The sequence below is a fragment of the Clostridia bacterium genome, from assembly GCA_036654455.1.
Taxonomy (GTDB): Bacteria; Bacillota; Clostridia; order Christensenellales; family CAG-314; genus JAVVRZ01.
In genome coordinates this window covers 356,024-371,780 of the sequence record JAVVRZ010000001.1, presented here as the reverse complement: position 1 = coordinate 371,780, position 15,757 = coordinate 356,024, and the positions used below count along the sequence as shown (strand labels likewise).

Below are 15,757 nucleotides of genomic sequence, written 5' to 3'. Positions count from 1 at the left end.
TAATTATTTGTTGTAATTTATCGAATTAAAGTAAATTTATTTAATGGCAGTTTAACCAAAAATATTTATTGCCAACATAGTGCTTATGATATTTAAATGTGTTATAATTAAATATAAGGAGATTGTTATGATTATATTATATTGTATTTTAGGGTTAGTTGGAGTTGCGTTAATTTTAGTTTTAATTAGCGTAATTAATGCAGGCGCTAAGGGCAAGAAAATAAAATTGACTGATAACTTTTCAATTCCGCATAGTAAGCAAGAACAGTACTCAAAAGTTCTTTCTCAAATGATTAAGTTTGAAACTGTTACTAGTTCAAACGGCAACAACCAACGCTCGTTTGACAAATATTATTTGTCCTTGCAACAGCTTTTTCCAATCTTTTTTGCCAAAAGTCAATCGATAAGTATAAAAAATGGCTATTTGTTCTTAGTTAAAGGTATAAGTAGTCAAAAGGCAAATTTAGTTATGGCTCATAGCGACGTTGTTCCCGCCGAGGGAGAATGGCTTTACCCTGCGTACAGCGGAGAAATTGCCGACGACAAAATATGGGGTAGGGGCGCAATCGACAATAAAGGAATGCTTTGCGCAATTCTTCTTTCGCTTAATAAACTGCTTGAAGGCTCTTACCAACCAAAATATGATTTATATATTTTTTCGGGTTGCGACGAAGAAACTTTTTCGCAGGGCGCTCAAAATTGTCGCAACTATTTTGTAGAACATAAAATTTGGCTTGATACTACGCTTGACGAAGGCGGAGTTTTAAGTAGCGGTAATTATCCTACCGTAGATAACGACACCGCTTTACTAGGTATGGGCGAAAAAGGTTACGTTGACATAGAATTTACCGCCGAAGAACAAGGCGGACACAGCAGTATGCCTCACGAAACGACTGCGCTAGCGGAATTAGTTAAATTTATGAACTATATCAATACGCATCAACAATTTAAAGTGCGTTTTTTACCACTAATTAAGCAAATGTTTGAGTCAATTAGCCCTTATATGAGTTTTGGATTGCGAATTCTTCTTTGTAATTTTTGGCTCTACGGCGGACTTCTTAAATTAATTCTTCCAAAAGTTAGCCCGGCGACTAACGCCATTGTTAGAACGACGTTGGTTTTTACTCGTGTCAACGCAAGTTTAAGCAATAACACTATTTCGCCGACTGCAACTGCGATTGCAAATATTAGAACATTGCCGGGACAAAGTATTAAAGAAGTGTTCGATAGATTAGCAAAAGTCGCAAGCAAATTTGGTCTTACCGCAAAAATATTGTATAGCAAAGACGCTTCAAAAATAACTCCGCCAAATTGTCCTCACTTTGCCAATCTTAAAGCCTTAGTCGCAAAGATTTATCCTAATACGATAGTATTGCCCTACATTCTATCGGGCGCTTCGGACGCTTGCTATATGGACGACGTTTCTAGCCAAATAATAAGGTTTAACCCTATTAAAATATCTACAACGCAGTTAAACTCAATGCACTCAAACGACGAGAATGTTTCTCAAACCGAATTTGCAAAGTCTGTCGACTTTATGAGGGAATATTTTTTAACTAAATAGGTTTTGGCAAAAATAAGGAGGGGTAAATGAACAAAACAACAAAGCCGAAATTAGCTATTGCAATATCCACTAAGTCTTTTATCAGCGTAATGTGTATATTGCTAGCTTTAATTATTCTTGCAGGCACGCTTACATATATTGTGCCTCGTGGGACATTTTTGCGTACCATTGTCAATGGTAAAGAACAAATTGTACCCAACAGTTATATGCCACTGGCTGGCGAAAGCGGAATATCTATTGTAAAGTGGATATTTGCGCCGATTTTAGTGCTTGCAAGTAGCGATTCGCTTAATATAATAGTAATATCTATACTCTTGCTTGTGCTTGCGGGCGCATTCTCAATTATTGAATCAACCGGAGGGATAAAAGTCTTAGCGTTAAGACTTATTAAAAAGTTCTCCTCAAAAAAAGATTTGCTTATTTGGGCTGTCGTACTCTTTTTTATGTTGATTTCTTCTTTGTTTGGTATTTTTGAAGAAACTCTTGTGCTACTTCCGCTTATGTTTATTGTAGCTCGCAGTATGAATTGGGATACTACAACTGCGCTTTCTATGTCGGTGCTTGCTTCTGGCATAGGTTTTTCTTGTCCGCTTTTTAACCCTTTTACCATTGGCATAGCGTATCAAATAGTAGGCGGTAGTATGCTTTCCGCTATATGGTTTAGGTTGATTATTTTTGTTTTGATGTGGGTGTTAACTTCATTTTTCGTTAGCTTTATGGCAAAGCGCCACGAAGTAGCTACCGATAAGCTAGACCCTACTAATTCGCAAAGCGCCCTTGACTTAAACGAGTTTGAGCAAGCTAACGAAAGAAAGATATTTTTAACTTTCATAATATTTTTTATAAGCGTAATAACAGTAATGATTCTTGCTTCGGCAATACCGGTAATTGTAGAACAAGGACTAACAATGGTATTGATTATGGTTGTTTTCTTGTTTGGTTCTTTGAGTTGTGGAATTATTGTTACAAAAAAAGTTGGTTTGACTTTAAAATACTTTGGAAAAGGCATATTTGCTATGCTTCCGGGCGTACTTATACTGCTTATGGCAAGTTCGGTTAAATACATTGCGGTAGAAGGCAAAATTCTTGATACAATTATGAATTCGCTAACCATTAGCCTTGTAGGCGTTAATCCTTATTTATGCGTGCTTGCAATTTACGGCATTGTGCTACTTTTAGAATTTTTTATCAGTAGCGGTTCGGCAAAAGCTTATCTTATTATGCCTATATTACAATTTTTATGTATAGATTCGCCTACGCCGATAGGTATTAGTATAAATTTAGCTATTCTCGCCTTTGTCTTTGGCGATGGGTTTACAAATATGTTTTTCCCCACTAACGCAGTGCTACTAATAGGTTTGTCAATGTCGAATATTAGCTACGGTCAATGGATTAAACGCAACTTAGTTTATATAATCATTGTGCTTGTAGTAACTTCGGGGTTACTTTTACTAGGTCAAGCGATAGGAGTATAGTATGATTTTTCTTAGACCGCATCACTTACTATGTCTACAATTTTTTGTGGGAAAAGGTTACGACCAACAATTTACCTTAAATACCGCAACCGTTCTTAAAAAATTACAGTCAGGCGAAGAATTTACCTTAGTTATGGGCAAAGATAATTTATGTTCTTGCTGTCCAAATTTAATAGAAGGAATTTGCAATTCTGGCAAAAGTAAGTGTTATGACCAAGCTATTTTGGATAAAACAACGCTAAAAATAGGGCAAGTATACAAAATTATGGCAATAAAGTCGATTATAGCCGACCTAATTAACGCCGACAAACTTGACCTTTGCAAGGACTGTCAATGGATAGAGCTTTGTCAATCTATCTTAAAATATAAGTTTTTAGCCTAGTTTAGGTTTTAAGTAAATTTTTAAAAAAATATAGAGTTAAATTAAAAAATGCAAAAAAATTACGCCTACATATTAATGTAGGCGTAAAAAATATGTATTATTTACCTAATGCAGTTTTGTTTACAAAGTCTACGATTTGTCCCCAAGTATCGCTGAAAAAAGAAGCGATAACAATAACTGCAAGTAGCGCAAGAATGATTATCTTTATGATAAAGTTACGCCCCATTGCAAATTCCATTACAACTAATCCGGCAAGAGCAAGACCTGCGTACATCTTAGTGTAGAAGAATATTTTAAGTATTAGCTCTGCGTGTTCGCCTTTAATAAAGGGCCATACGCCGTTGAAAATCTCTATTGCAAGTACTAACACATATAATACCGCAACTATCTTAGCTAATATGTCGAATAGTTTGACCGACGCTTTTGTTTCACTCATAGAAGTTTACCTCCAAATTTAATATGTCTAGATTATAGCTTGTCGTACTTTGACTGTCAATATCTTTAACGAATAAATATTTAAGATATTTTTACTAATATAGTATTTTTTGTCAATTTGTAAAATATAAACCCAATAGCGTACAAATATTTATTAAGCAAAAAGATATTTATTAGTTAAACTTAACGCAATAAATTTTGCTTGTGATAATTATTTGTAATTTAGATTATTCTTCCCAATCAAGGCTTCGTTCTACTGCTTTTTGCCATTTTTTGTAGAGGCAATCGACTTGTGTTTGTTCCATAGTAGGTTTAAAAGTCTTATCTTTAAGCCAGAGTTTTTTTATTTGTTCTATGTCCTTATATACCCCTAGACCTAGTCCGCATAGATAAACTGCGCCAAGCGCCGTAGCTTCGGTGCTTGTTGGTCTAATAACATTGACGCTGAGCATATCGGCTTGAAATTGCATAAGGAAATTGTTTGCCGAAACACCGCCGTCGACTGCGATTTGTATAGTTTTTATACCGCTGTCGGCTTCCATATTACCGATAATATCCTTAACAGAATACGCCATAGCCTCTAACGTAGCCCTAGTTATATGCGCTTTCGTCGTCGCGCGAGTTATGCCTATTATTGTGCCTCTTGCGTTTTGGTTCCAGTAGGGCGCTCCCATACCGGTAAAAGCCGGCACAACATATACCCCGTCAGTTCCGGCTGTGCCGTCGCAATTTTTAGCTTTTTTAGCCCAGTGTTCGCTTTCGCTACTTGCACGGAAAAAATCGAGATTATCTCTAAGCCAAGTGATGCTACTACCGCCGTTAAATATACTACCTTCGAGAGCGTAAGTTGTTACGCCGTTTATTCTCCAAGCTATCGTTGTAAGCAATTTACTAGATATTTTTGGTTTATCGCCGGTATTCATTAAGATAAAACAGCCTGTTCCATAAGTAATCTTTGCATTGCCTTGTTCAAAACAAGCTTGTCCAAATAGAGCGCTTTGTTGGTCGCCTGCAATACCGCAAATTGTAATAGGGGACTTTAACACCTCGGTTTGCCCGACTACTTGATTGCTATCTACTATTTTAGGTAGCATTAAACGAGGTATGCCAAAGTAATTTAGCAATTCGTCGTCCCAGTCAAGTGTGTTGATATTAAACAACATAGTTCGGCTTGCATTAGAAGGGTCGGTTACAAATACTTTACCTAGCGTCAACTTATAAATGATGTAAGTGTCAATAGTTCCGCACATAAGTTGCCCCGCATTTGCCTTTTTTCTTGCGCCTGCGACGTTATCCAATATCCATTTAATTTTACTTGCCGAAAAATAAGAGTCGATTATCAGTCCGGTTTTGTTTAAGATAGTTTCTCGCCAGTAGTCGTCTTGTTTTATTTTGTCGCAAAATTCGGCTGTTCTTTTGCACTGCCACACAATGGCGTTATAAATAGGTTTTCCGCTATGTTTATCCCAAACTACAATGGTTTCTCTTTGGTTAGTGATGCCAATGCCATAGACTTCTTCAAGATTAATACCGCTTTGGGCTATTGTTTGGTTAAGACTCGCAAATTGATTAGCCCAAACTTCGTTGGCGTCTTGTTCGACATAACCATTTTTAGGATAGATTAAGTCATATTCTCGGCTAGACATTTCAACAATTTTGTTTTCAATCGTGTCGTAAAGAAGCGTTCTTGCGCTTGTAGTGCCTTCGTCAAGCGCTAAAATATATCTTTTCATTATTTTTACTCCTTTTGTTTTCAATAGGGCTTTTTGCTCCCAGTTTAACTATAAAAAATATTGATGCGTTTGGTTGATGCGTTATATTACGCCCTTAAACTACTAATTCGGCTATGCTTTCAAGCGTAATAGAAGAACGTATCGAACTAGCCAAATAATCTTGTTTGGTTGTTTCTCCGCTAAACACAAGAATTGAGGTAAAGCCGTTGTTGTTGCCAAATAAAATGTCCGTATACAATCTGTCGCCAATAAAAGCGATAGAAGCGTTGTCTAATTTAAATTTTCTTTTTATACATTCGCCCATAATTTTATCGGGTTTACCGCAAATAACGTCAGGCAGTCTGTTGGCGCTTTTTTGAAGAAGGGCAATAAAAGAGCCTACGTCGGGCGCATAGACCGGGCTACAAGGGCAAACAAAGTCGGGGTGAGTAGCTATATAGGTTGCCCCTTGCGCAATTTTTGTCGTGGCGATTAGCAATTTTTGGTAGGTCAGCTCGGTATCGTAGCCGAGTACGACAATATTTGCTTGCTCGCTAAGTATAATTCCGCTCTGTTCAAATTGTTGAGCCAACTCTTTATTTCCAACAAGGTAAACGCTTTTGCCAGCATAGTTTTCTTTAAGATATTCGATAGTAGCGTCGCCCGAGGTATATATTTCGTCTTTGCTAATGTCAATACCCATTTTTGAAAGTTTTTCAATATATTGAGTAGGGTTTTTAGATGAGTTGTTGGTTACAAAGCAAAGTTTTGCCTTTTGTCTAATTTCTTCAATTTTTTCTTTTGCGCCTGCAATCAACTTATCGCCAATGTAAATTGTGCCGTCCATATCTAGCAAATATAGCTTAATGTCGTTCATAAATTCTCCCTTTAATAAATATATTTTATCATTTTAGTAAAGTTAAGTCAATAGAAGTTAGGTTTTTTTAAAATGAGTTAAACAAGATATTTATGTGTCAAAATATGTATAAAAAGCGAAAGAATAGTTATAATTTTGCTTATGAATATTTATACACTGCAAATTCGATAAAAAATAACAAATAAAATATACAAATTATAAATAAATATACATAAAAACTATATAAAATTACTATTGTGGTAATTTTAGGCAAAAATTGATGTATTTTTATTCATTTTTACTCTTGCATAGTATACTAAAAAGTGTTATAATATAATTGTAAATTTATAGATTAATTTGGAGGGCTAAATATGACAATTCAAGGCGGTCAATATGAGGCAAAGGATATTCAAATTTTAGAGGGACTCGACGCAGTGCGTATGCGTCCGGGTATGTATATAGGCACTACTAGCAGTCGTGGACTGCACCATTTGCTGTGGGAGATAGTAGATAATGCCGTAGACGAGGGCGCAAACGGTTACGCCGACTTAATTACAATTACAATCAATGCCGATGAGTCTGTCGAAGTATTTGACAATGGTCGTGGTATTCCCGTAGATATTCACCCTCAACTTGGTGTTTCGGCGGTTGAAGTAGTTTATACTCAGCTTCACGCAGGCGGTAAATTTAATAATGGCAGTTACGCTTTTTCGGGCGGGTTACACGGCGTTGGCGCTTCGGTAGTTAACGCTCTTGCGGAATATCTTGAAGTTGAAGTCTATAAGGACGGCTACGCTTACTATCAAAAATTCGCTTCTTATCCCGACCCAAAAGATAATAAAAAGATTCTTTCGGGCATTCCGCTTGCTCCGCTTGAAAAAAGAGGCGAGTCTAAATTAAAAGGCACGAAGGTCAAATTTTTAGCCGACAAACGAGTATTTACCAACGTTTCTTTTAACATCGAAACAGTTTTTAAGCGTGTTAAGGAACTTGCTTACCTTAACAAAGGCATAAAATTTGTAATTACCGATTTGAGAGAAACCGACGACGACGGACTTGCTTTAACTAAGACATTTCAATTTGACGGCGGTCTAGTCGACTTTGTTAAAGACTTAAACGAGAATAAAATTCCGCTACACCTAAAAATTCTTGCCGACGAAGGTAGAAACGAAACCTTAGATTTGTCTTACGCTATTCAATATACTAATTCTTACGCAGAAACGTTGGTTAGTTATGTCAACAATATTCCTACTCCCGAAGGCGGTATGCACGAAACAGGTTTTAAGAATATTTTAACTAAAATTCTTAACGCATACGCCCGTAAAAAAGGTTTTCTCAAAGACAAAGACGAAAATTTACTTGGCGAAGACTTTCGAGAGGGCATTACTTGCGTGTTGTCAGTTCGTATGACAAATATTCAATTTGAGGGGCAAACTAAGACAAAATTAGGCAATGCAGAGGCAAAACCCGCAGTTGAACAAATTTTTAATGATTTATTTACCAAGCAGCTTGACGCTTATCCCGACGTTGCCGATGTTATTCTCAAAAAGTCAATAGCTTCCGCTAACGCAAGAGAGGCGGCTCGTCACGCAAAAGATATCGCTCGCACAAAAAACACTATTGCAAATAGCAATTTAGTTGGCAAACTTTCTAGTTGTACGGGCAAAGACTTTACTCGTAACGAATTATTTATTGTTGAGGGCGATAGCGCCGGCGGTTCGGCAAAACAAGCAAGGGATAAGAAATTTCAAGCAATTTTGCCTTTACGTGGCAAACCGCTTAACGCCGAACGCAGTAGGCTAGACAAGGTGTTGGAAAACGAAGAATATCGCTCGATTATCTCGGCGCTTGATACTTCTATCGGCGAAGACTTTGATATCACCAGCTTAAAATATGATAAAATTATTATTCTTTCGGACGCCGACCAAGACGGAGCGCATATTAGAGCAATTTTGTTAACTTTCTTCTTCCGTTTTATGAAAGATTTGCTTCAAGAAGGGCACGTTTATATAGGTATGCCACCGCTATATCGTGTCAGCAAAAAAGATAAAGTTCTTTACGCTTATGACGACAAGGAACTTGCCGTTATTATGAATGATTTTGGGCGTAATCCCGAACTTTCTCGTTACAAGGGGCTAGGGGAAATGAACCCCGAACAACTTTGGGATACTACTATGGACCCAGCTCGCCGTATTCTTATGCGAGTCACTATCGACGACGCCGCCGAAGCTGACCGTATGGTCACTATGCTTATGGGCGACAAGGTCGACGCAAGGCGTGACTTTATTATAGAACACGCCGACTTTAACAAAAATGCCGACGTAGTATTTGAAGAATTTGTATAGTTAGATTAGATTGCCAAAGATTAATAAATATTTAAAAGGAAATTATTATGGAACAGATTGATATAGATAGCATTAACCCAGAAATAGAGAAACTTCCGGACGGTTCTAACCTTATTACTAAGGATATGGAAACGGTTATGAAGCAATCAATGATGCCTTATGCCGAGTATGTAATTATGGATAGGGCAATTCCCCGTGTAGAGGACGGACTCAAACCCGTTCAACGCCGTATTCTTTACGCAATGTATGATTTAGGTCTTACTCCCGACAAAACTTTCAAAAAAAGCGCGCGTATTGTCGGCGAATGTTTGGGCAAATACCACCCTCACGGCGACGGCTCGGTTTATAACGCAATGGTGCGTATGGCGCAAGGTTTTAATTTAAATTGTCCGCTTGTCGAAGGTCAAGGCAATTTTGGCTCGGTAGACGGCGACGGACCGGCAGCTATGCGTTATACAGAGGCAAGGCTAAGCGAGCTTTCTATGGAACTTCTCAAAGATATCGACAAAGAAACCGTACATTTTTCACGCAATTTTGACGACTCAACCAAAGAACCCGATATGTTACCCGGTAGGTTTCCTAATCTTCTTGTAAACGGCGCAAGCGGTATTGCCGTAGGGCTTGCAACCTCAATTCCTCCGCACAATCTTAGCGAAGTAATTAACGGAGTAATCGCTTATATCGACAATAGTAAAATAACCCTGCCTCAACTTATGAAGTATATAACAGGCCCTGACTTTCCAACGGGGGGATATTGCATAGGTGGCGAGGGACTAATTAGCGCTTACGAAACAGGGCGTGGCAAAGTAGTTATGCGGGCTAAATGTAATATAGAGCGTCTTGACAACGGTAGAGAACAAATTGTAATTACCGAGCTACCTTTTCAAGTAAATAAGAGCGCCCTTCTTGTTGATATTCTTAAAGTTAAAGAAGATAAGAAAGATAAGCTTGCCGGCATTGCCGAAATTATCGACGAAAGCGATAAAGAAGGTATGCGAGCGGTAATAAAAGTTCGCAAAGACTTTAATTGTCAACAAATTCTTGATATATTGTTTAAATGTACCAATCTTCAATGTAATTTTAATATTAATATGGTAGCAATCGCCGACGGCAAACCTCAACTTATGGGTTTGCTTGACATTATTGCTTATTACACTAACTATCAACGTGCCGTTGTGCTTGCAAGAAGTAAATTTGAGCTTGAAGAAGCACGTGGCAGAGCGCATATTCTTGAAGGTTTGGTAATTGCCGTAACAAATATTGACGAAGTCGTACGTATAATACGTTCTTCTTCTTCGACAAACGAGGCAAAGCAAAAGCTACGTGTAAGATTTGAGCTAACCGATAGGCAAGCCCAAGCCATACTTGATTTGCGTCTTGCTAGGCTAACACGCTTAGAAGTTGACAAATTGAAAGAGGAACTTGAATTGTTGCAAAAGCTTATCGCTCGACTCGAAGAAATTGTTCGTTCGCCAAAGGCGTTAATGCAGCTACTTAAAGACGAACTTATCGCAATAAAAAAGGCTTACAAATATGACCGCAAGAGTATAGTAATCGATAACGCCGATTATGCGCAAGTTAAAGTAATTAGCAACGAAATTCCTGTTGAAAACACCGTAATATGCGTTACAAGTCAAGGTTTAATTAAGCGTGTAAGCAGTAGAAATTATTCGCTTAGCAACAAAGATAACACCGACAAAGCAAGCCTTCCTTGTTTATGTAGTCAAATTTTGCAGACTATAACAAACCGTAAAGTTCTATTTTTCACTAACTTTGGTAATTGTTATCAACTCGAAGCTGGGCGGATAAAAGAAACTAAATATCGTGACGACGCTATGACGCTTGTCGAAGCTTTTGGCGGTTTGCCGGAAGAAAAAGTCGTCAAAGTTTTGCAACTAGACGAATTGTCAACCGACCTCAATCTGCTAGTGTTTACAAGGCTTGGTTTGGTTAAACGCACGTCGATTGAAGAATATCTCTTGTTAAAGGCTTCCTTTGTGGGCTACAAGGGCAAAGAGGACGACGATGTAATCAATGTCGAGGTAGAAATTCCGCAAGCTAGCGTGTTCTATGTGTCGTCTAGCGGTATGTGTTTGAACTTTGCAACAAGCGAAATTCCAATTCAAGGTAGGGTTGCAGGCGGAGTAAAAGGTATGATGCTAGGCGAAGGCGATACCATTGTTTTTGCGGGACAAATTACCCCCGAGGGCGAAATAGCTCTTATTTCTAACAAGTGTTATGTCAAGCGTACGCCTTGCGTAGATTTGCCAATGCTTACCCGTTATCGCAAAGGGGTTAAAATTTTTGACCTTCAAGGTTCAAACGGCTCGGCGGTCTTAACTGCGGGTTACTTTACCCAACAAATTTCCTTTGTAGTCGAGGACGTGGCAAACACCTTAGCAATTACAAGCGCCGAAATGTCCAAAGAATCTCGCACCGGCAAGGGTAAATTACCTAAATCGTGCAAGAAAGCTCTAAATTTAATTAATGCAATTCGGTATGTAAACGAGTAATAGAACATAAATATATTATTTTTTCTAAGTTTTACCGATGCTTGAAATAAAAAAAAGGTAAATTTTATTAAGAATTTATAGATATTTAATTTTTACCATAAAAATGCCCCGTGTAGTTTTACAAGGGGCATTTTAGTTTTAGTTAGCGGTTTTATTCTTTACCGCTCGAAAGCCGTTTGCTATTAATTTTTATCGATTATTTAATTTTTGCTTTAATATCTAGTATTACTGCAAATCGTAGTCGAATGTAATTTTTTCGTCTTTTGAGCTGATGTCAAAAGTGTTTAAGGCAATTTTTCCAATCGAAACTTCGTAAGCAATTCTTGTTTCAACTTCGGTTTCGCTTAGTTTCTTTTGGTATTCTCTCGATTGAATTCGTCCTAGTAGACTAATTTGTTGTCCGGTTGCAAGATATTTAATAAATCTTGCGTTTCTTCCCCAAGCTATGCAGGGTATATAATCGCTTTTGTTGTACGCTCTGTTTACCGCAAGCAAACAATCGCAAATTTCTCGCATAAAGGGCGTTGTTCTAAATATAGGCGGTTTGCAAATAAAGCCCGACAATTCAATTTCGTTGCTGTTGATTGACTTGTCAATTTGTGAGATTTCTCTTACAAATACTGTTAACATCAACCTACTACGACCAAGTTCGACTTTGTTGTAACTTCTAAATTGCCCTTTTACGGTTATTTCTTGACCGACGTCTAGGCTTAGTTCGCTTAATCTTTCGGATACTGTAATCGGCAATATGTCAAAAGAATTGCTTAGTCGAGCAACTTTTAGGCTAGTATTGTAGAACTTTTCGCCATACACTTCGTGCGAGAACTTTAATTCTTCGCACACCACGCCCGATATACTTACTTTGTTACAAAAATTGTTGTTCATTGTCTTTCTCCTGTATATTAATAATTTGGTTTTTCGTGTTGAACCCCTTGACTGTCAACATAATAATGTTGATAAATTAGTTCGCCAACGGGTATTATTTTTAGCCCTTTGTTTCTTGCGACTTCGACTATTAAGGGTATAGCTTTAATTATATTGTCGCTATTATTGTGACACAGAATAATGCTACCTTTGCTAGCTCTTTGCGCTCGTGTCGCAATTTCTAGCGCCGAGCTTCCTTTCCAGTCTAGGCTGTCGCAGTCCCATTGTATTGTAATTAGATTAAGACTTTCGGCAACGCTTATTAGCGTGTTGTTGTAAGCTCCAAACGGCGGTCGAAATAGCCTAACCTTTTTGCCTGTAAGCTCGGTAATTCGGTTGCAACTGTCAGTCAATTCTTCAAGCATCTTTTCCTTAGATAGCTTTGTCATATCGGGGTGAGTCGCCGAATGAGTGCCTATTTCGTGACCTCGTTTATCAATTTCCTTTACAAGCTCAGGATTGGCTTTAATCCAGAATGATACCAGAAAAAAAGTGCATTTAATTTGGTATTTATCAAGCAAATCAAGTATTCCTTGTGTTTTATCGCTTCCCCAAGCGGCGTCAAAAGTCAAACTTATGCAAGATTTTTGAGTGTCGACTTTGTATACGGGAATTTTTCTAACCTGCGCAAATACTTCGGTTTGAGCATTTATCAGCGATAGGGCAAAGGAAATTGTGGAAATAATCGCCAATATTAACGCCAACAATTTAATTTTTTTTTCAATCTTTGTTATCTTTGTATTATTCAAGTTTAATACCCCCGTTTGTTCTTTTTTTGGTTCTTTTTGTCATTTACTAGTAACTTTTGATGTAAGCGTTATATTTTATGCAAGTCGCTTTGGTAAAATTTGTAAAAAGCAAAAAAGTTTTTTTAACTTCTCAATAGAATTAAAAACTTAAATATTAAAAGATAATTTAGAATTATAAATTTGTAATACTACAAAGTTTATAGACTTTTACATAACAAGAACAACAAAAAACCGCTCTTTATTTAAGAACGGTTTTTTTAGTTTATTAATTTATTTTAGTTAATCTTTGTTAGATTTTGATTGTTAGGCTTTTGGTTATTTAGTTTAGTTAATCTTTGTCGGTTTGAGTTAAGGTTTCGTCGGGTTTGCTTAGGTCGTCGATATCTTTTTGATTTTTAGGTCTACGCTTAATCATAATTATTAAAAACGTTGTTACAAGTACTGCTACAATTAAGAGGGCAAATCCAAGTATTGCAGTATTAGTCACGCCTTTATCAATAATATACTCATTATCAACATAGCCGAAATATAATTTGTCGCCTACTGTAAACTGTATAACGCTAAGTTTTTCGCCTGCTTCTACAAGAAGCACTCGTTGTCCAACCGATAGGCTAACTTGGTTGCCGTCAATTAATAGAGGGTTTTTATTTATATCTAGGTAAACATTAACCTTGCTTGCAACAGGGGGGTTAATTCTTCTTTCTCCTATTGCCGTTTTGCTTGCGACAGCCTCGTAATCGCTTACGTTATCTTGCCTTATCCACCCTAATGTGTTTATATTTTGCGAATTAGTATAACCTATTAAATACCATTTATGCCCAAATATCTCAATTTGTTTGGTAATAGCAAATTCGGTATATCTTGATATTGTGTCAAACTTAAATTCTTCTTGTTTATCGATAAAAGGTAGACTGTATACCGCCGTTGTTATATTTGCTTTGCCTTTTGCGCTTGCAAATACGCTTAGAATGTGAATATTGCTATCGTCCTCGACTTTTTTGCCAACTGCTTTTTCAACAAAACCAAATTTACCTTGATATAGACAACAATAGAAGTTGGAATTTTCGTAGCCGTCATAAGTAATAATTGCATAGGGCTTTTCGGCGTTAAGGTCAATGCTCTCGGGAATACTTTGCTCGGCGACGTTTTCTCCGTCTTTAAATCGATACATATAGTCGCTTGGATATTCGCAAGAAGTTACAAATACGATATCGCCGACGCCATACGAACCTTTTTGAGGCAAACTCGCCACAATATAGTCGCTACCTAGCCCAAATTCGTCTTTTGCAATCGCCATAGGCATAACCGAATTGTCGTCTACTACAAATCTCTCAATCTTTTTGTCGTTTGTCAAAGCGTAGTAATAAGTTTTATTTTGTTTTGCGTATACGGCAAGTTGAGTATAAGTTATTTCGCCAGAAGCTTGTAGCGGAAAATTTTGCTCTTTTGTAATATCGTCTTTGCCAAATACGTTTATTAAGGTATTTGTCAAAGCGTCAACATAGTAGAGCGATTTGCCGTTATACATACAATAATTATGGTCTGCGCCAATATAGTAACCGCTAAGCGTGGTAAAACCGCTTGCTACGGTTTGATAGTTCGCAAGGTTTTTAGTTTCTTTTGGTAGAGCGTTTATAACGTTATTTGCATTGTTGACCTTGTATTCAAACAGTTGATTATCTGTCAATATATAAATAATGTCGCCGACTTTTGTAATAGATAAAGCCTGAGACTTTTCTTGCGATTGATAGTCATCTTTATCGGCTGTATTTATTCTAAACATACCTTCGACGGTTAAAAATAGCAAATGGGGGATAGAGTTATGTATATACACAAAAAAGTCGGCGTCGATAACTGTTTGTTGACTCAAATACTCGCCGATTTTATTAAATTTGCCATCTTTTAATTCGCCCCAGACAAAGTTATTTGCGCTTAGTAGATATACTATATTATCTAATATAAATAGACGGTTAAATTTACCATTAAGCATATAAGTAGTTTTAACTTTATTTTGGTTAAAATTATGTATTGCCGTCTTTTGTTCGTTAATATTATCTAGCACATATAGTCCGTCGCTATTTGCATATATATCTCGTGGCAAGACAAATCTAACGCCGGTAGTTGTCGTTTGCGCAAAACACAGCGTAGGAAAAGACATAACAAGCATTATTAAGATTAAAATTGTCGTAATAGTCCTTTTCAAAATTTTTCTCCTAAACTGCGATTACCAAATAGTAAATTAGCGCATAAGCCGTACTGCATAAAAGAACGACGGCAAGTATCACGCACAACACTCTTTGCCAAATTTTAAGTTTTTTTGCCATAAAAAATATTTCCCCTTAATTCTCCATTTATTTACATTATACCAAACATTTTTACTTTTATCAATATATTGCGGTCTTTTTCCTCATTATTTAACAAGTTATTTTTAATAAAAAAGTAGAACAAATGTTCTAAATTTATGAAAATTATAGTTAAATATGACACACAGTTGTCATATTATATTTTGTATAATACAGGTAGAAGATGAGTTAAAAACAACAAAAACAATTTTCTTGACCTAGAATCGATTAGCATTATTTACTTTTACCGCAAAGTACACGTGGTAATTAAGCAATTGCGACAGTTTGTAAGTTTAGTTAAAACTATTACTTACGTTTAAAGTTTAACCAAACGCTTACGACTATTTCAACGAGTCTAGTTATCTTTAACAATTTGGTTTGTCAACCATTATAGTCATTTTTGTACAAAAATTTGTGGAAATGATAATTTTAGTTATTAAGAAAAAAGGCTTAATTTTGG

At 36.8% G+C, this 15,757-nt stretch carries 11 protein-coding genes; 5 read left to right on the top strand and 6 right to left on the bottom strand.

Going from position 1 to position 15,757, the window contains the following annotated elements; genetic code table 11:
* Window positions 1–127 precede the first annotated feature (127 nt).
* The 3 genes from RR062_01815 to RR062_01805 are packed head-to-tail and all read left to right on the top strand — an operon-like array spanning window position 128 to window position 3,421.
* Window positions 128–1,564 carry a M20/M25/M40 family metallo-hydrolase gene (locus RR062_01815; GenBank protein ID MEG2026449.1) on the top strand — a complete coding sequence of 479 codons (1,437 nt, stop codon included), beginning with the start codon at window positions 128–130 and terminating at the stop codon, window positions 1,562–1,564.
* A gap of 26 nt (window positions 1,565–1,590) precedes the next feature.
* Window positions 1,591–3,039 carry a hypothetical protein gene (locus RR062_01810; GenBank protein ID MEG2026448.1) on the top strand — a complete coding sequence of 483 codons (1,449 nt, stop codon included), beginning with the start codon at window positions 1,591–1,593 and terminating at the stop codon, window positions 3,037–3,039.
* Between the two features lies 1 nt (window position 3,040).
* Window positions 3,041–3,421 carry a DUF1284 domain-containing protein gene (locus tag RR062_01805; GenBank protein MEG2026447.1) on the top strand — a complete coding sequence of 127 codons (381 nt, stop codon included), beginning with the start codon at window positions 3,041–3,043 and terminating at the stop codon, window positions 3,419–3,421.
* A 97-nt stretch (window positions 3,422–3,518) separates the two neighbouring features.
* Here the strand turns inward: RR062_01805 and RR062_01800 are convergent, their stop codons facing one another.
* The 3 genes from RR062_01800 to RR062_01790 form a co-directional block, all read right to left on the bottom strand.
* Entirely contained in the window at window positions 3,519–3,857 is a 339-nt protein-coding gene (locus RR062_01800) for a hypothetical protein (GenBank protein ID MEG2026446.1), read from the bottom strand.
* Window positions 3,858–4,083: 226 nt separating this feature from the next.
* A complete protein-coding gene (glpK, locus tag RR062_01795) occupies window positions 4,084–5,589 on the bottom strand; it encodes a glycerol kinase GlpK (GenBank protein MEG2026445.1) in 1,506 nt (501 codons plus the stop codon).
* Between the two features lie 94 nt (window positions 5,590–5,683).
* On the bottom strand, window positions 5,684–6,445 hold the full coding sequence (locus RR062_01790) for an HAD-IIA family hydrolase (GenBank protein MEG2026444.1): 762 nt from the start codon (window positions 6,443–6,445) through the stop codon (window positions 5,684–5,686).
* Window positions 6,446–6,795: 350 nt separating this feature from the next.
* Between RR062_01790 and RR062_01785 the strand changes: the two genes are divergently transcribed.
* A complete protein-coding gene (locus RR062_01785) occupies window positions 6,796–8,769 on the top strand; it encodes a DNA topoisomerase subunit B (protein ID MEG2026443.1) in 1,974 nt (657 codons plus the stop codon).
* 47 nt (window positions 8,770–8,816) lie between these two features.
* Window positions 8,817–11,282: a DNA topoisomerase (ATP-hydrolyzing) gene (locus RR062_01780; GenBank protein ID MEG2026442.1), complete on the top strand. Its 2,466-nt coding sequence runs from the start codon at window positions 8,817–8,819 to the stop codon at window positions 11,280–11,282.
* A 225-nt stretch (window positions 11,283–11,507) separates the two neighbouring features.
* Here RR062_01780 and RR062_01775 read toward each other — a convergent pair whose 3' ends face one another.
* From RR062_01775 to RR062_01765, 3 genes are all read right to left on the bottom strand, one after another.
* A complete protein-coding gene (locus tag RR062_01775; protein MEG2026441.1) occupies window positions 11,508–12,167 on the bottom strand; it encodes a single-stranded DNA-binding protein in 660 nt (219 codons plus the stop codon).
* A 17-nt stretch (window positions 12,168–12,184) separates the two neighbouring features.
* A complete protein-coding gene (locus tag RR062_01770; GenBank protein MEG2026440.1) occupies window positions 12,185–12,898 on the bottom strand; it encodes a polysaccharide deacetylase family protein in 714 nt (237 codons plus the stop codon).
* A gap of 385 nt (window positions 12,899–13,283) precedes the next feature.
* Window positions 13,284–15,158: a hypothetical protein gene (locus RR062_01765; GenBank protein ID MEG2026439.1), complete on the bottom strand. Its 1,875-nt coding sequence runs from the start codon at window positions 15,156–15,158 to the stop codon at window positions 13,284–13,286.
* Between the last annotated feature and the right edge of the window lie 599 nt (window positions 15,159–15,757).